Source organism: Gulosibacter molinativorax, from assembly GCF_003010915.2.
In the GTDB taxonomy this organism is placed as follows: Bacteria; Actinomycetota; Actinomycetes; order Actinomycetales; family Microbacteriaceae; genus Gulosibacter; species Gulosibacter molinativorax.
On record NZ_CP028426.1, the window covers coordinates 63181 to 81790 of the forward strand.

The 18610-nt window shown below is 62.8% G+C and carries 19 protein-coding genes and 1 riboswitch; of the genes, 7 read left to right on the forward strand and 12 right to left on the reverse strand.

The features are described 5' to 3' along the window. The first annotated feature begins 105 nt into the window (after positions 1-105). Positions 106-879 (forward strand): 23S ribosomal RNA methyltransferase Erm, encoded by a 774-nt coding sequence (gene erm / locus GMOLON4_RS00285; RefSeq protein WP_026937172.1) that lies wholly within the window; start codon positions 106-108, stop codon positions 877-879. A 406-nt stretch (positions 880-1285) separates the two neighbouring features. On the opposite strand, the gene treZ is transcribed toward erm, so the two are convergent. From treZ to glgX, 3 genes are all read right to left on the reverse strand, one after another. Then, entirely contained in the window at positions 1286-3094 is a 1809-nt protein-coding gene (gene treZ, locus GMOLON4_RS00290; protein WP_026937171.1) for a malto-oligosyltrehalose trehalohydrolase, read from the reverse strand. Between the two features lie 89 nt (positions 3095-3183). After that, positions 3184-5505 carry a malto-oligosyltrehalose synthase gene (gene treY, locus GMOLON4_RS00295; protein WP_026937170.1) on the reverse strand — a complete coding sequence of 774 codons (2322 nt, stop codon included), beginning with the start codon at positions 5503-5505 and terminating at the stop codon, positions 3184-3186. Positions 5506-5522: 17 nt separating this feature from the next. Then, positions 5523-7745, reverse strand: a complete 2223-nt coding sequence (gene glgX / locus GMOLON4_RS00300) for a glycogen debranching protein GlgX (RefSeq protein ID WP_035732975.1) — start codon at positions 7743-7745, stop codon at positions 5523-5525. A gap of 133 nt (positions 7746-7878) precedes the next feature. Between glgX and GMOLON4_RS00305 the strand changes: the two genes are divergently transcribed. Both GMOLON4_RS00305 and GMOLON4_RS00310 read left to right on the forward strand, forming a co-directional pair. Continuing rightward, on the forward strand, positions 7879-8211 hold the full coding sequence (locus GMOLON4_RS00305) for a hypothetical protein (RefSeq protein WP_035732974.1): 333 nt from the start codon (positions 7879-7881) through the stop codon (positions 8209-8211). Positions 8212-8277: 66 nt separating this feature from the next. After that, a complete protein-coding gene (locus GMOLON4_RS00310; protein WP_245575471.1) occupies positions 8278-8736 on the forward strand; it encodes a nucleoside/nucleotide kinase family protein in 459 nt (152 codons plus the stop codon). On the opposite strand, the gene GMOLON4_RS00315 is transcribed toward GMOLON4_RS00310, so the two are convergent. Further along, complete coding sequence (locus GMOLON4_RS00315; RefSeq protein WP_106486591.1) at positions 8733-9062, reverse strand: hypothetical protein; 330 nt, start codon at positions 9060-9062, stop codon at positions 8733-8735. The two genes, GMOLON4_RS00310 and GMOLON4_RS00315, sit on opposite strands and share 4 nt — an antisense overlap. 28 nt (positions 9063-9090) lie before the next feature. Continuing rightward, positions 9091-9438, reverse strand: a complete 348-nt coding sequence (locus tag GMOLON4_RS00320; RefSeq protein WP_026937168.1) for a metallopeptidase family protein — start codon at positions 9436-9438, stop codon at positions 9091-9093. 16 nt (positions 9439-9454) lie between these two features. Continuing rightward, positions 9455-9520, forward strand: a riboswitch (guanidine-III (ykkC-III) riboswitch). A gap of 13 nt (positions 9521-9533) precedes the next feature. Here GMOLON4_RS00320 and GMOLON4_RS00325 point away from each other — a divergent pair. Together GMOLON4_RS00325 and GMOLON4_RS00330 are read left to right on the forward strand one after the other, a co-directional pair. Then, positions 9534-9848, forward strand: a complete 315-nt coding sequence (locus GMOLON4_RS00325; RefSeq protein ID WP_026937167.1) for a DMT family transporter — start codon at positions 9534-9536, stop codon at positions 9846-9848. Further along, positions 9849-10175 (forward strand): DMT family transporter, encoded by a 327-nt coding sequence (locus GMOLON4_RS00330; protein WP_026937166.1) that lies wholly within the window; start codon positions 9849-9851, stop codon positions 10173-10175. Between the two features lie 15 nt (positions 10176-10190). Here the strand turns inward: GMOLON4_RS00330 and GMOLON4_RS00335 are convergent, their stop codons facing one another. Together GMOLON4_RS00335 and trhO are read right to left on the reverse strand one after the other, a co-directional pair. Beyond that, the gene (locus tag GMOLON4_RS00335) at positions 10191-12389 is read right to left on the reverse strand and encodes a glycosyltransferase family 2 protein (RefSeq protein WP_051266961.1); all 2199 of its coding nucleotides are present in this window, start codon (positions 12387-12389) and stop codon (positions 10191-10193) included. A 209-nt stretch (positions 12390-12598) separates the two neighbouring features. Further along, entirely contained in the window at positions 12599-13498 is a 900-nt protein-coding gene (gene trhO, locus GMOLON4_RS00340) for an oxygen-dependent tRNA uridine(34) hydroxylase TrhO (RefSeq protein WP_026937165.1), read from the reverse strand. A gap of 31 nt (positions 13499-13529) precedes the next feature. On the opposite strand from trhO, the gene GMOLON4_RS00345 reads away from it, so the two are divergent. Next, positions 13530-14795: a dicarboxylate/amino acid:cation symporter gene (locus tag GMOLON4_RS00345; RefSeq protein WP_051266959.1), complete on the forward strand. Its 1266-nt coding sequence runs from the start codon at positions 13530-13532 to the stop codon at positions 14793-14795. Here GMOLON4_RS00345 and GMOLON4_RS00350 read toward each other — a convergent pair. The 4 genes from GMOLON4_RS00350 to GMOLON4_RS00365 form a co-directional block, all read right to left on the reverse strand. Next, positions 14792-15034 carry a helix-turn-helix transcriptional regulator gene (locus tag GMOLON4_RS00350; protein WP_026937163.1) on the reverse strand — a complete coding sequence of 81 codons (243 nt, stop codon included), beginning with the start codon at positions 15032-15034 and terminating at the stop codon, positions 14792-14794. The genes GMOLON4_RS00345 and GMOLON4_RS00350 overlap by 4 nt on opposite strands. After that, the gene (locus GMOLON4_RS00355) at positions 15031-15456 is read right to left on the reverse strand and encodes a hypothetical protein (RefSeq protein ID WP_026937162.1); all 426 of its coding nucleotides are present in this window, start codon (positions 15454-15456) and stop codon (positions 15031-15033) included. The genes GMOLON4_RS00350 and GMOLON4_RS00355 overlap by 4 nt, the downstream gene beginning before the upstream one ends. Then, positions 15453-16040, reverse strand: a complete 588-nt coding sequence (locus GMOLON4_RS00360; protein WP_026937161.1) for a DUF4386 family protein — start codon at positions 16038-16040, stop codon at positions 15453-15455. Before GMOLON4_RS00360 ends, GMOLON4_RS00355 begins: the two co-directional genes overlap by 4 nt. 90 nt (positions 16041-16130) lie before the next feature. Further along, the gene (locus tag GMOLON4_RS00365) at positions 16131-16655 is read right to left on the reverse strand and encodes a PadR family transcriptional regulator (protein WP_026937160.1); all 525 of its coding nucleotides are present in this window, start codon (positions 16653-16655) and stop codon (positions 16131-16133) included. A gap of 87 nt (positions 16656-16742) precedes the next feature. Here GMOLON4_RS00365 and GMOLON4_RS00370 point away from each other — a divergent pair, with 87 nt between their 5' ends. After that, on the forward strand, positions 16743-17834 hold the full coding sequence (locus tag GMOLON4_RS00370) for a serine hydrolase domain-containing protein (protein ID WP_051266957.1): 1092 nt from the start codon (positions 16743-16745) through the stop codon (positions 17832-17834). Here the strand turns inward: GMOLON4_RS00370 and GMOLON4_RS00375 are convergent. Next, the gene (locus tag GMOLON4_RS00375) at positions 17818-18471 is read right to left on the reverse strand and encodes a hypothetical protein (protein ID WP_146137449.1); all 654 of its coding nucleotides are present in this window, start codon (positions 18469-18471) and stop codon (positions 17818-17820) included. The two genes, GMOLON4_RS00370 and GMOLON4_RS00375, sit on opposite strands and share 17 nt — an antisense overlap. Between the last annotated feature and the right edge of the window lie 139 nt (positions 18472-18610).

Genomic DNA, 18610 nt, shown 5'->3' on the forward strand with positions numbered 1-18610 from the left:
GCTCATAGCGGCGGGCTGACTCCTCTCACTCCGCCGTTTCCGGTATCCAGCCGGGCGGCGATACATGCTGCCCGGAAGTTTGCAACTTCTGCGGAGTATTTTCTAATGTCTACATATCGTGGCGGTCGCCATGAACACGGTCAAAACTTTCTCACCGACCGAAAAACTATTGCCAAGCTAGTGCGCCTTGTGGCTGAAACTAAAGGACCAATCCTTGAGATTGGCGCAGGGTCAGGCGCGATCACACTCGAACTGCAGGAATTGGGTAGGCCCATCACCGCGGTGGAAATTGACGGCACACTCGTCGACCGCTTAAAGCCACGGGTCGACGATTCCGTGCTGGTCGTTCACGAAGATTTTCTCAATTGGCGGCTCCATCCATCCACGAGCGTCATTGTGGGAAACCTGCCGTTCCATCTCACGACCGCGATGCTTCGACGCATCCTGCATAGCAATACGTGGACCGACGCCGTTTTGCTTGTGCAGTGGGAAGTGGCCAGGCGACGCGGAGGCGTCGGCGGCGCGACGATGATGACGGCGCAGTGGTGGCCGTGGATCGAGTTTTCTCTTGAAGGCCGAGTCCCGGCCGCGGCCTTCAAACCGCGGCCCAGCGTGGACGGCGGGTTGCTCAGGATGCGTCGACGACCGGAGCCTCTCGTGTCGCGAAAACAACGGAAAGCGTACAACCGGTTCGTTCACGCAGTGTTCACGGGTCGTGGGCGAGGACTGCATTCGATTCTGCAGCGCACAGTCGAGCCAAGCGCCCGAAATAATGTTCAGCGGGTCCTTGCCGAGGAACGGATTGTGTCTTCAATGCTTCCTAAAGATCTGAATGCTCAGCAATGGGTAACCTTGTTTGCGGCATCACGCACAAATTGAAGCTCGCCGTCGGACATGTGGTGTTGAAGGGATGTGAGCCCAGGTGAAATAAGGTGTCGCGAGTTTCGGCAGCATGGAATTGTATTCAGGAAAGTTTTTTTCGGTTTAATTCCTTCGGCCTTGACACTTTTCCCGCCAAAAATTCGTAAGGCGTTAGCTTTCTGGTGTGAGGTTTCACCGTATTTCGCGAGTTAAGGCTTGAAAATTTAAGCACTGCGCGAGTTCTCGATTGAAATTTTAAGCCGCCAAACGGTGGCTTAAAAAGTTCTGCCAAATACCTGGCGCGGAGGGTATATCCCCTCGGCGGCACGTATTTGGCTTGATCTTTCACCGAAGAAAATACTGGCTTGAAAATTCAAGCCACCAATCTCGCCAGGCTTGAAAATTCAAGCCGCAGAACCAAACCTCACTCGGGCGTCGGGCCGAAGACCGCGGCACTGTACGGCGGCAGTGTCGCGCGCTCGCCGTCCACGCGCACGTCGTCACGAGTCGCGAACAGGATGCGCGGCAGCTCGCGGTATTCAGTCCAGTGCACGTCGACGTCCAGCGCGACGTGCTGGGTCTCATCCGAGAAATTCAGTACGACTTCAAGGTCGCCGCGCCAGAAGGTGAACACACGCGATTCGACGTGGTACTCGGCTGTCACATCCCGCAGCCATGGGGAAGTGAGCTCAGGATGCGCCTTCCGCAGCGCGATCAGCCGCCGGTACACATCCAAAAGCGCCGCGCGCTCGGGCTTGTCGAGCTCCATCCACTCGAGCTTCGAGCGGCGGAAGGTCTCCGGATCCTGCGGATCGGGAATCTCGCTCTCGTCCCAGCCCATCCGCGAAAACTCCTGGATGCGCCCCTGCGAGACCGACTTCGCGAGCTCGGCTTCGGGATGCGACGAGAAGAACTGGAACGGCGTCGTCGAACCCCACTCCTCGCCCATGAACAGCATCGGCGTGAACGGCGAACACATCAGCAGCGTGGCGCCGACCGCGAGCTGATCGGCCGAGAGCTTCTCCGACAGCCGGTCGCCGCGGGCGCGGTTGCCGATCTGGTCGTGGTTCTGGGTGGATGCGACCAGTCGCCACGCGTTGGTTCCGGGGGAGAGCGGACGGCCGTGGTGTCGGCGCCGGAACGTCGAGATTGCCCCGTCATGGAAGAACCCGCGGGTGAGTACCTTCTTCAGCGCGCCCATCCCGTGGCCGCGGGTTTCGGCGAAGTCCTCGTAGTAGCCATCGTCCTCGCCTGTCAGCGTCACGTGGGCGGCGTGGTGAAAGTCATCGGACCACTGAGCAGTAATCGCGTAGCCGCCGGCCACTCGCGGCTGGATGATCCGGGGCGCGTTCATGTCGGATTCCGCGATGAGCGTGAGCGGCCTCCCGACGTGGGCCGAGAACGCTTCCACCTCCATCGAGATTTCCTCGAGGATGTGCACCGCGCGAGTGTCGACGAGCGCATGCACCGCATCTAGCCGGAGCCCGTCGACATGGAAGTCCCGCACCCACATCAGCACGTTGTCGGTGATGTAGCGCCGCACCTGGTCAGAGTCGAAGCCGTCGAGATTGACCGCATCGCCCCACGCCGTCTGGTGCTGATTCGCGACATAGGGCCCGTACTTGCCGAGGTAGTTACCGGACGGACCGAGGTGGTTGTACACCACATCCTGAATCACGCCGAGACCGCGCTGATGGCACGCATCCACGAAGCGCTGATACGCGAGCGGGCCGCCGTAGGGCTCGTGCACCGCGAACCAGTAAGCCCCGTCGTACCCCCAGCCGTAGTCTCCGTTGAAGGCATTGACCGGCATGGGTTCGACGAAGTCGACGCCGAGGTCAACGAGGTGATCGAGCCGCTCAATCGCCGAGTCGAGCGTGCCGTCGGGGGTAAACGTACCGATGTGCAGCTCGTAGATGACTCCACCGGCGAGCTGGCGACCACGCCACTCCGAGTCGCCCCAGTCGTACCAATTCGGGTCGAAGGTGCGCGAGAGCCCGTGCACGCCGCCGGGCTGGCGGCGCGATCGCGGGTCGGGGTATGGATGCGCGTCATCGTCAATCAGGTAGCCATAGTCGGACTCATGACCGGCACCCTCAGGGGGCAACTCCGGAAGTCCGACGGGACGCCACCACGACTCGTCGCTACGCACCATGTCGTAGATCTCGCCATCAACCTGGACGCGCAGCCGCTTGGCGAACGGTGCCCAGACATCGAAACGTGGATCGCGCATGGCGATCAGCCTCCTTCACTAGCGGTCGAGCGCAGCGCTGGTCTTTCGGTACACTTCGCTACTCAAGATCCGTGACTCAAGAATCGGCACTAACTTCGCAGGAGAATCGCGACGGGCAGTTCGCTCAGCAGGGCGCCGAGCGGAACCGACCCTGCGAACTGACGGCCCGAGAGCTGGTCCACCCAGGTGCCCTCAGGTATCGCCAGCTTCGTGTCGTGCCAGCCGCCGCCGGCTTCGAGACCGACGGGTCTGCGCATCCCGACAAAGGCCATGCCGCCGCGATTGAATGCGATCACGTGGTCGCGGCCCGCTCCCGTCGCGTACAGCGGTTCGTAGCGGTTCAGCCGCTCCGCGAAGTGCTTGCGAATCCGCAGCGCCGCGGTCGTCACCATCAACTTGGCCGCGCCCGACTCGTCGATCTCCGGGCGGGCGCCGCGGTTCACGGCGTCGAGCGCGGTCCGGCGCGAGTCCCAGCGCACGGCGCGACGGTTGTCGGGGTCGACGAGCGAGAAGTTCCACAGCTCGGAACCCTGATAGACATCCGGCACGCCCGGGGCGAGAAGCTGCATGGTCTTCAGCACGAGCGAATTCGTCCAGCCCGGGACGCGCACGAGGTCGAGGAAGTTGTTGATCAACGACCGCACCGCGGGGTGGTCGAAGGCTGTGTCGACCGCGGTGAGAAGCTCGGCCTCGTAGTCCTCGTCAACCTCGGTCCAGGTCGTGTGATCGCCAGCCTCCCGCGCCGCCTTGAGCGCATATTCGTGCAGGCGTTCCCGACGCGCGGGCCACACACCGATCACGGCCTGCCACAGCAGATTCGCGAACGAGTGGTTGCGGATCGGCGCGATCTCCAGCAGCTGCTCAAGCAGGTCATGCCACTGCTCGGGCAACTCCGACAGCACGTCGATGCGGGCGCGCACATCCTCGCTGCGCTTCGTGTCGTGCGTCGACAGCGCGGTCTGCGCGGCGGGCCACCACTCGAGGCGGCGCTGCTGCAGCGCGTGGAACGTCCGAAGGTCGATCGAAAAGAGCGACGGGTCGCCGCCGACCTCGTTGAGCGAGGTGAGCCGCGAATACCGATAGAACGCGCGGTCCTCGACGCCCTTGGCCATAACCATGCCTGTGACCTGTTGGAATCGCTTCGCGGCAGGATGCGTGGGGTCGGCCAGCAGCGCGTAGACCTGCTCGATCTGCGCCGCGAGGTCTTCGCGCCAGTCGGCGGCGTCGCGCGCAGCTCGGTCCAGCTGGTCGCGGCCCGTCGGGAGGTAGGTGCGATAGACGGCGAAGGATGCGGCGATCTCCGACAGCGCATCTTCGGCCCGGTCGATCTGCACGCCGGAGCGCGCGATCTCCCGCGCGACCCAGCGGATCTCGGCCTGCAGCGGGCCGTCGGTCACGAAGCGCTTCATCTTGTGCACGAGCGTCGGCCAGTCATCGATGTCGGTGTGGGAGAGCGCCGAGGTCGATTCGTCGAGCACCTGCACCGCCGTCGCATCCACGATGACACGCTCGTATTCGCCGAGCGCGTCGTAGCCGGTCGTCCCATCGCAAGACCAGTCGGGCAGGTCCTCGCCGGGTTCGAGAATCTTCTCGACCGTGACGTAGATGCCATCGGTGCGATCGCGTAGCTTCGCGAGGTAGCCCTCCGGATCGCGCAGTCCATCTGGGTGATCGATCCGCAGGCCGTCGACGAGGCCGTCCCGCACCCACGACAGGATCTCGGCGTGCGCATCCTCCCAGACCTCGTCGTCCTCGACGCGAACACCCGCGAGGGTCGTAACGGTGAAGAAGCGGCGGTAGTTCAGTGCGAAATCGCCCTCGCGCCAGTGCGCGAGCTTGTAGTGTTGGCGCCGCAGCACCGTGCGCGGGTCGTCATCCTCGTTGTCGGCCGTGCCCGGCGCGAGCGGGTACTCGTGGTCGTAATAGCGGACGACGCCGGCCCCACGGTCGATCCACAGCCCACCGATCGGGTCGCCTGGGCTCGGCGGCATGTCGTCGTCGCCGATCACCGGGATGAGCACCCGGCCGCCACCGTGATCCCAATCGATGTCGAAGAATTTCGCGTACTTCGACTCCTGCCCGTGCTGCAGCACATCCCACCACCACGGGTTTTCGCGCGGTACCTCGATGCCGACGTGGTTCGGCACGATGTCGACGAGTACGCCCAGCCCCGCGTCGTGTGCCGCCTTCGAGAGGGCCTCGAGGCCGCGTCGCCCGCCGCGGGATTCATCCACCCGAGTCGGGTCGACGACGTCGTAGCCGTGCGTCGAACCGGTCTTGGATTGCAGGATTGGGGACAAGTACACCCAGTCGACACCGAGCCCCGCGAGGTAGGGCATGATCTCGGCAGCGTCGTAGAGCGTGAACTCCGCGTTCAACTGCAACCGGTAGGTACTCGCTGGCGTGCGCATTTGCATCTTCCTTCTGCTTAGCTGGCGGGCGTCTCGTCGATTCCTGGGGTGATGACTTGGATGGGCTGGGTCCAGTTCGCGACCGATGCCGCAACCGAGTGGTCCGGTTCGGCCGCGGGTTCGTCGTACTCGCGCATCACGACAAGCGTCCGCTGTGGCAGCGTGAACGTGTCACCGGGCTCCAGGATCGCGCTGTCCGTGGTAGTCCCGGAGGTATCGATCAGCGATTCCCAGTTGAAGGTGATCTCGCCGGAGGGGAGAGTTACCTCGACGTCGTTTCCGGATGCATTGAAGTAGATGAGGAAGCTGTGGTCGGTGATGCGCTGTCCGCGCGAGCCACGGCCGGCGATCGCGTCACCGTTGAGGAAGTAGCCCATGGCCTTGATGTAGGCCTCGTTCCAGTCCTCGTGCTCCATCTGGCCGCCGTCGGTCGAGATCCAGACGACGTCGGGGAGGCCCTGGCCATCGCCACGTTTTGCCGGCCTGCCGTTGAAGAAGTGGCGGCGTCGGAATGTCGAGTGTTCGCGTCGCAGCTGGGACAGGGCCTTCGTGAACTCGATGAGCGCGTCGTCTGCCTGATCCCAGTGGATCCACGACAGCTCGCTGTCTTGTGCGTAGGTGTTGTTGTTGCCCTGCTGCGAGCGTCCGAGCTCGTCGCCGTGCAGCATCATCGGCACGCCCTGCGACAGCATCATCGTTGCGATGAAGTTTCGTTGCTGCCGTGCGCGCAGCGAGTTGATCTCGGGGTCGTCGGTCGGTCCCTCGGCGCCCATGTTCCAGGAGCGGTTGTGACTCTCGCCATCGCGCCCGTCCTCACCGTTGGCATCGTTGTGCTTCTCGTTGTAGCTCACGAGGTCGCGCAGCGTAAAGCCGTCGTGTGCGGTGACGAAGTTGACGGACGCGACCGGTCGGCGGCCCGAGTGCTCGTAGAGGTCTGGGGAGCCCGAGATTCGTGTCGCAAACTCGCCGAGGGTCGACGGCTCGCCGCGCCAGAAGTCGCGGACCGTGTCGCGATAAATGCCGTTCCATTCGGTCCACAGCGGCGGGAAGTTACCGACCTGATAGCCGCCGGGGCCAACATCCCAAGGCTCCGCGATGAGCTTGACCTGCGAGACGATCGGGTCTTGCTGCACGAGGTCGAAGAACGCCGAAAGCTTGTCGACGTCGTGCAGTTCGCGGGCAAGCGTGGACGCGAGGTCAAAGCGGAAGCCGTCGACGTGCATCTCGGTGACCCAGTAGCGCAGCGAGTCCATGATGAGCTGCAGCGAGTGGGGGCTGCGCATGTTGAGCGAGTTGCCGGTGCCCGTGTAGTCGGTGTAGTAGCGGCGGTCTTCCTCGAGGCGGTAATACGACTCGTTGTCGATACCGCGGAAGCTGAGGGTCGGGCCGAGGTGATTGCCCTCGGCGGTGTGGTTGTAGACGACGTCGAGGATGACCTCGATGTCGTTCGCGTGCAACGTCTTCACCATGGCCTTGAACTCTTGCACCTGCTGGCCGTGATCACCTGCGAAGGAGTAGTCGCCGTGGGGCGAGAAGAAGTTAAGGGTGTTGTACCCCCAGTAGTTCCGCAGGCCCTTCTCTTCCAACACCGAGTCGTGCACGAACTCGTGCACCGGCATGAGCTCGATCGCGGTCACACCGATTTTCTTGAGGTGTTCGATAACGGCCGGATGCGCGACGCCCGCGTAGGTCCCGCGCATCTCCTCGGGTACCTCGGGGTGCAGCTGGGTGAGACCCTTGACGTGCGCCTCATAGATGAAGGAATCGGCATACGGGGTGCGGGGGTGGCGGTCTCCGGCCCAGTCGAAGAACGGGTTAATGACAACGCCCTTCGGCATGAATGCTGCCGAGTCGTCTTCGTTGTGTGAATCCGGGTCACCGAAGTTGTAGCTGAAGACGGCCTGGTCCCATTTGATATCGCCGCTGACGGCCTTCGCGTAGGGGTCGAGTACGAGCTTGGAAGGGTTGAACCGTTGCCCGGAGGCCGGGTCATACGGCCCGTGGATGCGGTAGCCGTAACGCTGGCCAGGTTGGATCGAGGGGACGTAGCAATGCCAGACGTATGCATCCTGCTCGAAGAGTCGAAGGCGACGTTCGGTGCCATCGTCATCGAACAGGCAGAGCTCTACGCGCTCCGCGCCTTGCGAGTAGATCGCGAAGTTCGTGCCGGAGCCGTCGTAGGTTGCTCCAAGCGGGTAGGGGGTACCGGGCCAGGTCTCAGCGATAGTTGACTCGTTCATCAATAGGTCACTCTATGTCGGGATGGTGGCCGTTCACCTGAATCGGGGTGTCCGTGTCCCGGTATGCGCGGGGCACAACGATTCGACCGCGGCTTCCAGGATGTACGGATGCAAGCTCCGTAGCGTGTGACCCATGAGTGAACGACTGAATCCAGCCGGTGACGCAATTTCGAAACTTGGTGCGCGCCTCGCCTATGGCGACCGCATCGACCTGGGCCACGAGCAGATCATCCCCGTGGCATTTTGGGCCGGAGGCTCGGCAGAGGGCGAAGGCGGCGTTGACAGCGACCGCCACGCCGAAGGTACGAGTGAGGGCGGCGTCGCAATCCCGCTCGGTGCGTACGTCGGCGACGACTACGGCACGCGGTTCCGTCCGAACATCATCGCGCTGCTCGCCGTTTGCGTACCGCTCACGGTGGTCGCAGGCTGGGCACTTCCTCGCGTGATCAAAGCGCTGAAGAAGTAGCAGCTCCTGCATATAGTTGCGCTCGACGGCCGCTCGGGATCTGGCAAGACCACTCTCGCCGACCAGCTGGCTCGCCGCACCGGCTGCCAAGTCCTCCACGTCGAGAATTTTTATCCCGGCTGGGAGGGCCTGGATGCCGGTTCGGAGTATCTCGTGCGCGAAGTGCTCGTACCGCTTCGTGAGGGCAAGAGCGTCCGCACGCATCGGTGGGACTGGCACGTCGATCAATTTTTCGCGGGGGCGCTGATCGAACCGGCCGGGCTCATCGTGATTGAGGGATGCGGCGCGATCTCGAATGCGTCGCGCCCGCTTCTCGACGTCGCCATTTGGCTGGAAGCCGACGAGCGCATCCGCCGTGCCCGTGCGACCACGCGCGACGGCGACGAGTCCTGGTGGCTCGGCTGGCAGGCGCAAGAGGATGCGTTCTACACCCGCGAGCAGTCGGACCGGCTCGCGGATTATGTGCTCGACGCGGATGCGACGGCCGACGACGTCCTGGCGCTCTTGCGGGGCGAGCGCGGCTAGTAGTTCGTGACGCTGCTTGGCTCTTCGAGCCCGGAGAAAAACGCGATTCCCGCGGTGGCCATGATAATTGCGGCCACAATCATCAGCACGATGAGGATGGCCGACCACAACAGTGACGCGCGGGCATAGTTTTTCTTCGCCACCGACTCGGTTCCGCCAAACGCGAGCACCAGCAGATAAATGAACCCCACCACCGGAATCATCATGAGGAAAACGGCGAGCATCCAGCTGCCGAGGGAGTCCGTCTCCTCCGGGTGCCGCTGATACGGCTGAACGGCATAGTGGGGTTGTGCGTGCGGCTGCTGGTAGGGCTGGTACTGCGCCAAGAGTGCTTCTTTCGCTCGGAATCGGTCGCTACGCCCAACCCAACTCGTGGAGGTGCGCATCGTCAATACCGTAATAGTGGGCAATTTCGTGGACGAGCGTGACATGGATCTCGTGGCGAAGTATCTCGACGGATTCGCTGATCGCGAGTAGGGGCTCGCGAAACAGCACGATGCGGTCGGGGAGCTGACCGTAGCCGTAGTTGGCGCGATCGAAGAGGTCGTGACCCTCGTAGATGCCGAGCAGGTCGAGCGAACCATCGTCGGGACGGTCCTCGACGACGAACACGAGGTTCTCGAGCCCTTCGACAACTTCGTCGGGGAGCAGGTCGAGTTCCTCAACCACCAATTTCTCGAACTCGTCCATCGCCAGATCCATGGTGCTAAGGTACCGCGTGAAGCTCGGCTCGAGAGCTTGCGGACGAGGGAGCAGTACCCGCACACGACAAGACTGACTCGAAAGGGTTGACAGTTTTGTCGTGGCTTATTTTGATTCTAAGCGGGATGCTCGAGGCAGTCTGGGCGAGCGCGCTCGGTGCCTCGGATGGCTTCAAGAAGCGCGGGCCGACCATCCTGTTTCTCGTGTCGATGGTGCTGAGCATGGTCGGGCTCGCGTACGCGATGACTGATTTGCCGACCGGCACGGCATACGCCGTCTGGGTCGGCATCGGCGCGACGCTCACCGTGGTCTGGGCGATGGTGACCGGTGCCGAGAAAGTATCCGTGGCGCGCGTGTCGCTCCTCGTGTTGCTGATCGGATGCGTTGCTGGCCTGAAGGCGGTGAGCTAGATGGCGTGGTTCGTGTTGATAGTGAGTGCGGTGTTCGAAGCCGTCTGGGCAACCGCGCTCGGAATGTCCGAAGGGTTCACGAAGCCCTGGCCGACGATCGTCTTTCTCGTCGCGCTGACGCTCAGTATGCTCGGCCTCGGCTGGGCGGCAAAGTCGATTCCGATGGGGACGGCATACGCGGTATGGACGGGAATCGGCGCCGCCTTGACGGTGACGTACGCGATGCTCACCGGAAGCGAGCCGGTTTCGGCGCTCAAGATCGTGTTCCTCGTGGGCATCATCGCGGCCGTCATCGGGCTCAAGCTCGTCCCGACGAAGGAAGAATAATTGCTGGGGCGTGAGCTAATACCCGGAACTAACCGCAGGAAGCGCAATCGGCTCGGTTGGGTCTTTCAGCGCCGGGCTTTCCAGCGCAGAGTTCTTCACCCGGGCACGCGCGCTGGCGCTAAGTTTGAGGCCCGCGACGATGTCTTGGTAGCCCTCGTGCACACCGATAAACACGACCGAACCGACGAGCGCGAGCAAGGCAGTCAGTGCCGCGAACACGCTCCCCAGGACGTTGCCGAGCATGATCGACGTCGCCGAGGCCGCCGCGAGCCCGAGCGCGATGAGGTAGGGCAGTATGACGAATAGGCCCGGGGCGGCGACGCGATCGGCAATCTTCGGCGTCCGCGCGAATGGAATCTTTCTACGGGTGATGCCCTGCTGGATCGACTTGAGAACGCCGGCGAGATTGACCGGTAGCAAGACGAGGTTGAGCGATTGCACCCAGACGACGTCGATCAGCCGGTGGCCGACCCGACGCAGGTCGGCGGCCTGCGCGATGATGAACGGCACCGAGATGAGAAAGAGGAATGGGCTGAGCGGTGTGCCGAGGATCGGCAGGAGCAGAATGATGGGTACTGCGATGCTCGTCCACGCGATGGAGCCGAGGTAATCCAGCCGGAGTGCCACTTCGCCGAGGCCGATCCGCTCGCGGTCCGCGAGCCGACCGCGAATCACATCAACAATCTTCGGCAGGATGATCAGACCCCCGTTTGCCCATCGTCGTCGCTGCACGACCAACGATCCGAAGTCGGGCGGGGTGGCGCTGTAGCTCAGGCGCTCGGGGTAATTGATCAGGCTCCAGCCTCGCGCGGCGAGGTCCATGCTGGACTCGGTGTCCTCGATCACCGTGCGGTCCTGGATATAGGTGTGGACCTTGAACCCACGATCGAGGTTGATCTCCTCGATATCGGTGAGCGCCTCGCGCCGGATGATCGCATTCGCACCAACCCAAAAGGTGGCGTTGAAGTGTGTCTTACCCAGGTGGTGTAGGTGCTGCAGATCGGTGGTCGCGCCGGCCACACGCTCAACGCGGGTCGGCGCCCCGGGGAACGAGCAGTACGGCGTCTGGATCACGGCAACGCGTTCGTTCCCCGGTCGCTGCAGCTCGTGAACGAGCCGGGTGCAGTAGTCGCGCACGAGCAGCGAGTCGGCGTCAAGCGTCAGCACGTAGTCAGCATCCGGAATGATGAAGTCCGCGGCGGTCGGATCGGTCGTCGCGACCAAAACGTCACCGTCGTGGGTGGTGGTTACTTGCCACGCGTGACCCATGAGTGACAGATACGAGTTGAGGTTCATCGCCTTATTCGCTTCTTGAGAGAGCGAGACATAGCGCTTGCGCTCGAACGTGTCGAGCTTGCACGAAAAAATCCGCACGAGACGAAGATAGGATGCCTGGAGCATGTCCCGGTTCGGTAGGTCATTCGCGGAAGCCTGCGCGCGGAATCCGTCGGCCAGTTCGGTGAACTCCGTGGCGAGGCCGAGGAAGACCTGGTCGACGAGGAACGCATCCGAATGGTCGGTCAACGACCAACGCGCGGCGAACTGGGTAAGCCATTCGGCGGCAGCATCGTAGGCGGAGGCTAGGGCCTGCAGATCCGCCGCGCACACGTCGTCGCCGCGGGCGCACGCGAAGTCGTTCAGCGCCAGCCGGGCCTGGCGGTGAGGCTCGGCCAGCTCTGCGGCGATCTGGCCGGGAAGCGCCCTGGTTTCGTCGAGTTTTGCGAGCACCGCGGGGTCGGTCGGGTGGGGCTTGTCGTCGATCAGCAGCACGACACGCAGTGAAGGGAATTCCTGCAGCGCGGCGGACCAGAGCGTCGCGTTAACCACCCGCGGCTCCTCAGCGTAGGAGGGCACGAGGACGGTCATCGTGGAGTCGTCGTCCAGGAAGGTCACGTCAAGTTCGGCGCGAGTGAGGCGACGGTGATTTCGCAGACGGACTAGCGCCCCGGCTCGGCCGAGGAGATACATGCCGGATGAGTATGCCAGGGCACTCGCCGCGAGCAGACTCACCACGAGCCACGCGATTCCGGCGCCCGTAAGCGTGGGGAGGGAGAGCAGCGTGTGGATGAGAAACCACAGGAACAGCAGCAGCGAGATCACGGGTGCGGCCGCGGCGATCGCGACGCTGGCCCGCGACGGCGGACGATGATCGAAACTCGGGTATGGGGACTTGGCTGAGGCAGCGTACGGCGCGCGCGCAGGGACGGAAACCATGGGAAGTTTGAACCGTTCTGGACCAGGGCTCCACTCGAGAGCCGAAATGAGGGGGAAATGGTTCCACCGACTAGGTTTTGCCACCTCGGTTACCTGCTTTACGGTACCGAGTTGCGGGGATCGTATCCCGAAATTTCGGGGAACGGTACCTAAACGATTGCCTGGTCCAAGCGGAATTTTTCGCCCTCTGCGGCACTTACCCTCTGCGGCTATGCGGCAGTTGCGTGCGCATCGCAGCGGATGCGCTCCCCGGCGCATCCTTCGCAGGTCACGAGGCGCTCGCGGCAGGAGGGGTCGCCACAGTTCTGCAGTCGGGCGGTTGGGTCGCCGCACTGGTGGCAGCGCCCGAGCACCTTGGGGCTCGGCGCGAAGTCGATGTGCTCGCGCCCATCGAACACGGTGAGCGAGCCCTCCCACAGGCCGTCATTGCCGAAGCGCTCGCCGTAGCGCACGATGCCCCCGTCGAGCTGGTACACCTCGCGGAAGCCGCGTTCGATCATGAGCGCCGAGAGCACCTCGCAGCGTACGCCGCCGGTGCAGTACGTGACGATGGGCTTGTCCTTGAGGTCGTCGTACTTGCCCGACTCGATTTCGGAGATGAAGTCGTGCGTGGTGTCGGTATTCGGCACGATCGCGCCCTTGAACCGGCCAACCTCTGCCTCGATCGCATTGCGACCGTCGAAGAACACCGCATCCGGCTTCTCGGCGAGGAGCTCGTGGAGCTCGTCCGGCTTGAGGTGTGTGCCACCGCCAACGACGCCGTGCGCGTCCACGCGCAACTCCTGCGGCGCGCCGAACGACACGATCTCGTCGCGCACCTTCACGCTGAGCTTTGGGAAATCGATCGACTGGCCATGCGCATCCAGCCCGGTACCCTCCGACCACTTCATGTCGACGTCCTTGAAGGCAGGGTATTCGCGCAGGCGGCGGTAATACTGCTTGCACGCGTCAATATCGCCGCCAACCGTGCCGTTGATACCGTCCTTCGAGATGATGATGCGCCCGCGCAGGCCGAGCCACTCACACAGGTCTCGCTGCCAGAGGCGGATCGCGTCGGGGTCAGCGAGCGGGGTGAACACGTAATACAACAGAATCTTGGGGACGGCCATCAGACAATTCTATGGTCGTTACACTTTCTCCATGACAAGCGAAAATGTTTCCTTCGAGCTGAAGAAGGAGCCGAAGAAGAAACCCAAGGTCGGGCTGCTGTTGCGCATCTTCATCGCGATTGTCCTGGCCGTGATCTTCGGACTGTTCGTCCCCGAGTGGATCGCGCGCATCTTCACGACGTTCAACGGCCTCTTCTCGCAGTTCCTCGGATTCCTCATCCCGTTGATCATTGTTGGACTCGTGACCCCAGCGATTGGCGAACTCGGCCGGGGCGCGGGGAAGTGGGTCGGCATCACCGCCTTGATCGCCTACACCTCGACGATCTTCGCGGGCTTCCTCGCGCTCACGGTGTGTTGGTTCGTGTTGCCGAGGATGTTGTCGGGCGTAAGCGTCGGGCCGCTCGATAACCCCGAAGACAGCGCGCTCGCGCCGTACTTCTCGATCGAGATCGATCCGGTGTTCGGCGTCATGACGGCGCTCGTGCTGTCATTCTGTCTGGGTATCGGACTCACGTTCATCCGTCGTGGCACGCTACAGAAGGCGAGCGTCGAGTTCCGCACGATCATCGTGCGGATCATCGAAAAGGTCATCATCCCGCTCCTCCCGATCTATATCTTCGGGATGTTCCTCGGCCTCACGATGAACGGCCAGATTTGGACGGTTGTCGGGACGTTCGCGGGCGTCATCGTCGTGGTGTTTGTGCTCACGGTGGTCGTGCTGGTGGTGCAGTACCTCGTGGCCGGCTGGGCGATGAAGAAGAACCCGTTCAAGATGCTCTGGAACATGATGCCGGCGTATATGACGGCGCTCGGGACGAGCTCGTCCGCGGCGACGATTCCGGTGACGCTCGAATCGACGCTCCGAAACGGCGTTCCGGGACCAATCGCATCCTTCGTCGTTCCGCTCTGCGCGACGATTCACCTCGCCGGCTCGACGCTGAAGATCACGAGCTTCGCGATGGCCATCATGATCATCACGGGCCAGGGCCTCGACCTGTGGACGCTCGTCGGCTTCGTGTTCATGCTCGGCGTCGTGATGATCGCGGCTCCCGGCGTGCCCGGCGGCGCAATCATGGCCGCGGTCGGCGTGCTGCAGTCGATGCTCGGCTTTGACGACGTGGCGGTCGGCCTCATGATCGCCAGCTACATCGCGATCGACTCCTTCGGTACCGCGACCAACGTCACGGGTGACGGCGCGATCGCCGCGATCATGGCGCGCATCACGAAGGGCAAGGATTTCTCTTTTGGTGACGACGAGGAGGATGAGCGCGAGGCGGCTGAGGCCAAGGAGGCCTAGCTCGAGCTCGACCCCAACTCCTGATCGACGCGGTAGTGAAATACCGCGTCGATTGGTTTTCCGAAGACCTCGGCGATCTGGAAAGCCATCTCGAGCGAGGGCGAGTATTTCCCGCCCTCGATCGCATTGATGGTCTGCCGGGTCACACCGATGCGGCGTGCCAGCTCGGCCTGCGTCATCTCGTCATTCGCGAACCGTAGGGCCCGGATGGTGTTCGTGACTCGAGTCTTCTCGGTCATTCCGCGGCCGAACGACGGTAGGTGATGATGCGGATGACCGACGACACGACCGCGTACAGCACGAAGGCGAGGTAGATCACGTTCGCGATCCAAAAGTGGGGCAGCTCGATCATCGCGAAGATGAGGGCGAGGATCGCGCCCGCGATCACGAGCGACTGGCCGATCATGTCGCCGAGGCGCGAGATCTCACGGTCGCGAACATCCGTGTGCGTGTCGCCTTTACCCGAGAACGCGCCGAGCGTAATTCCACCAATGATGCCGATGACCACGGCCGCGCCAATCGAGCCGAGCAGCGGAAGTTGGTAGGCGGTCTGCTCGAGCGGCGCCCCGCCGGCAAGGCTGAGCACGACGATCACGTAGACGAGATACACGACGATCGCGGTGCTGCCGTAAAACCAGGCGTTTTTCTCTTGGTAGCTCAAGCGGGGGCCTTTCGGTGAAGTCGGGGGTAAAGGATCAACCAAATCATGAGAACGACCTCGCCGATGAACGTGACGCTCGAAAGCTCGAATTCCGCGTCGAAGAACGGCAGGACGGCCGAATCGACGAGGTAGCCCAGACCCGCGAGGCCGACGAGCGAGATGATCCAGATCGGGACCGTGCGCCTTGCCAGGCCGAGCGCGCACACCGCGAGCAGGTGCATCCCGAACACGACAAGCGCGATGCTCCAGATCGTGTTGAAGAGCGCGACGTCGCCGAGAAATAGCGGCACGGTGGCGAGTGCGAGCCCGGCGGCGTACAGGACGCGCAGGCCGGCTGTGACCTGGGCGAGCCGGCTGCTGGCGGGGTCGAGGATCCGGGGGAGTGTCACCGCAACGACGATGTCGAGAATCGCGACGAGCACGAAGACCGCCGCGGCTGCCGTGAATGCACCGGCGGGAATGAGCGCGAAATTGGCGATCGGCGCAGCGATCGCGAGCACGAGTAGGCCGTAGCCAGAGGTGAGCGCGTCGCGGTTGACGCGTGATAGGGCGTGAGGGGTGCGTGTGGCGACTTGGGCGGACATGACGTCTCCTGAGGTCGGATTACCAATACCTCAAAGGTAAAGCATATTTGACGTTATGTAAAGAAATCCATACATGAAGTCAGCTGTGCTTTACTCTTCCGGGGGGAGGTGTTGCTCCACCCAGGCCAGCGCCGTCCGGGTCGTGGCGAGGCCGTATTGCAGTGTTGCCATCTGGTATTTCGCGACGTCCGCGTACTGCTCGGGCACCTCCAGTGCGGAGATCTCCACCTCGGCCTTCGCGAGATTGTCGTGATCCTCGCGGATGCGGCGCTCGATATTGCGCGCGACCGTCGGTCGATCGCTTGGGTCCAGGAGTCCTAGGAAGTAGGAGCGCGACAGTGCACCCACCTCGTAGTTGTTCCCGGTGATCTCCTCGAGCATCCACGCGTGAAACTCGTCGCGCCCGCTCTCGGTGATCGAGTACACCTTCTTACCGCGAGGGCCGGTGGATGCCTCGGCCTCGATGTGGCCACTGGTGAGCAACTGGTCGAGTGCGCGCTTGATGCTGCCGGTACTGGCGCTGTAGAACAGCGAGACTCCCGCTTCGAAGCTTTTCGTGAGCTCGTACAGGCTCTGCGGCCAAAGCATGAGGAGTCCGAGGATGACGTGGGCCATGTTGCTGAGTCTAGTTCTGGCGAATTTGTAATGGTACTATTAGATAGGTCTAAGAGATATAACGCGGACTCTGTCTGGAAGGTCATCATGGATGCTCACACCGCAACTCGACGAATCGCCAAGTCCATCGAAGCCACAACGAGCAAGAGGTTTCCCGTCGTCCCCGTAGCGCTGGTTTCGGGGCCGAGCGTCGACTTGGTCACGGGAGATCCCGACCAGCCCTTCTTTATCGCGAGCATCGACAAGGTCATGATCGCGGTGCTGATCGCGCAGCTCCTCGATGAGGACTCGTTCGCGCTCGATGCGCCGATCGGTGGTCTGGTGCTTGCGGCCGACTTGCAGCCGCTGCCGGCGGCGAAGAGAATCGACAACGCGCGCGACGTGACCGTTCGGCACCTGCTTTCGCACACATCCGGCCTGCCCGATGTAGTGCTGCCGCCGGACGGCTATGACAGGCCGAGTTCGATTGAGAACCTTGTCGCACATCCGGCACACGTCTGGACGCTCGCGGAATTCTTGCAGCAGGCAGAGGGGCTCCCGTCGATTGGTCGGCCAGGCGAGAAGTTTCTCTACAGCGACACCGCATATTTTCTGCTGATCCGGATCATTGAGGAGGCCAGAGGTAAGCCATTTGGCGAGGTCCTGCGGGAGCGCATCCTAGAGCCAGCGCACATGCGTGACACCGCTGACTGGCTCGTGCCTGATGATGCGACGCTTAAGCGGCTGCTGCCGAACCTGGCGCCGTTCTGGCTCAGCGCGTCGCGGCGCGCGATCACACCGGGTCAAGACGACAGCCGGGCCCTGGTGCCAAACATCATCCTGGCAAATGGCGTTGGCGTGGTCTCGACCGCGAACGACCTCGTCCGCTTTCAGCGTGAACTCCACGGTGGACGGCTATGCGATACGAAGTGGTTGCAGCTATTCGCTGAAGGAAAATCGCAGCTTCGTCGGGGGATCTACTACGGCAACGGCATGGTGTCGCTGCGCTTCGGCGAGTTCTGGCCACTCATGCGCGGGTACCCGACGCCCTCCGGGGGCCTCGGGTACACCGCGACGCACATGTTCTACTATCCGAAGCAGCGAACGCACGTCATCTTGAATTACCACGCGCATCAGCGGATGCAGGCGAGCTTCCAGATGCATATTCGGCTCGCGGGGCTTATTAACCGGTTTGGGTAGCGACTTTGGGCTGGGGCTTCGCGGTTGTGGATGCGCTGGTTGGCATCACGCCGACGAGCGCGAGCCCGACGCCGGTAACCACCTCCACGAGTCCCGGGTGTGCCCAGCGCGGGGCAGCAATCCCGACGACAATCAGTAACAGCAGCGCAGGCACCACGCCCAAGAGCACCCGGCTGCCCACCCCGAGCGGATTGCGGCGAATGAGCGCGAAACCGAGTGCAGCCGCGAACACGAATGTGCCAAGGAACGCGGGCGTCGTCACCCAATTCGAGAATTCGAGGAGGAACCCCGATTGTTTCGGGATTCGGGCGAAGATCGACAACGGTTCGGCCACGAGGAACGCGAGTGCCATCGCGGCGCTCGTGACGATGAGTGCGATCCGCATGATGCGTGCGAAGACGTTCGTTTCGGCGAATCGTGAGCGTTCGTTGACGAGCACCACGATGATCGTGACGTACGCGATCCCGTGCACGAGGGCCATCGCGAGTGACGCGCTCGCGAGACCTCCGGTCAACGGGTCAGGAGCGCTCCCCGGAATAATGGAATCGCCGGTCGTGCCTTGAACGATCGCATCGGTGATGGCGATGGCTCCGAGCGCGAGGTTCGCAACGAGGGCGACGAAATGAGACTTGGACAATCGCACGATGATGACCTCCGTGTCATGAGCCCGTGGTCGGGCTGCGTGAGGCCAGAGTAGGAACGTGAAGGCGTCCGCCACCTCGCTCGAACAGCACCGAGTTTGCCTGCGGCGCGGAGGAATCAGGGTCGTTCTTTTT

Bases quoted from the DNA above. Each gene is read 5' to 3' on its own strand.
- erm (WP_026937172.1), top strand. From the start codon at position 106: ATGTCTACATATCGTGGCGGTCGCCATGAACACGGTCAAAACTTTCTC.
- treZ (WP_026937171.1), bottom strand. From the start codon at position 3,094: ATGCGCGATCCACGTTTCGATGTCTGGGCACCGTTCGCCAAGCGGCTG.
- treY (WP_026937170.1), bottom strand. From the start codon at position 5,505: ATGCGCACGCCAGCGAGTACCTACCGGTTGCAGTTGAACGCGGAGTTC.
- glgX (WP_035732975.1), bottom strand. From the start codon at position 7,745: ATGAACGAGTCAACTATCGCTGAGACCTGGCCCGGTACCCCCTACCCG.
- GMOLON4_RS00305 (WP_035732974.1), top strand. From the start codon at position 7,879: ATGAGTGAACGACTGAATCCAGCCGGTGACGCAATTTCGAAACTTGGT.
- GMOLON4_RS00320 (WP_026937168.1), bottom strand. From the start codon at position 9,438: ATGGATCTGGCGATGGACGAGTTCGAGAAATTGGTGGTTGAGGAACTC.
- GMOLON4_RS00330 (WP_026937166.1), top strand. From the start codon at position 9,849: ATGGCGTGGTTCGTGTTGATAGTGAGTGCGGTGTTCGAAGCCGTCTGG.
- GMOLON4_RS00335 (WP_051266961.1), bottom strand. From the start codon at position 12,389: ATGGTTTCCGTCCCTGCGCGCGCGCCGTACGCTGCCTCAGCCAAGTCC.
- trhO (WP_026937165.1), bottom strand. From the start codon at position 13,498: ATGGCCGTCCCCAAGATTCTGTTGTATTACGTGTTCACCCCGCTCGCT.
- GMOLON4_RS00345 (WP_051266959.1), top strand. From the start codon at position 13,530: ATGACAAGCGAAAATGTTTCCTTCGAGCTGAAGAAGGAGCCGAAGAAG.
- GMOLON4_RS00350 (WP_026937163.1), bottom strand. From the start codon at position 15,034: ATGACCGAGAAGACTCGAGTCACGAACACCATCCGGGCCCTACGGTTC.
- GMOLON4_RS00360 (WP_026937161.1), bottom strand. From the start codon at position 16,040: ATGTCCGCCCAAGTCGCCACACGCACCCCTCACGCCCTATCACGCGTC.
- GMOLON4_RS00365 (WP_026937160.1), bottom strand. From the start codon at position 16,655: ATGGCCCACGTCATCCTCGGACTCCTCATGCTTTGGCCGCAGAGCCTG.
- GMOLON4_RS00370 (WP_051266957.1), top strand. From the start codon at position 16,743: ATGGATGCTCACACCGCAACTCGACGAATCGCCAAGTCCATCGAAGCC.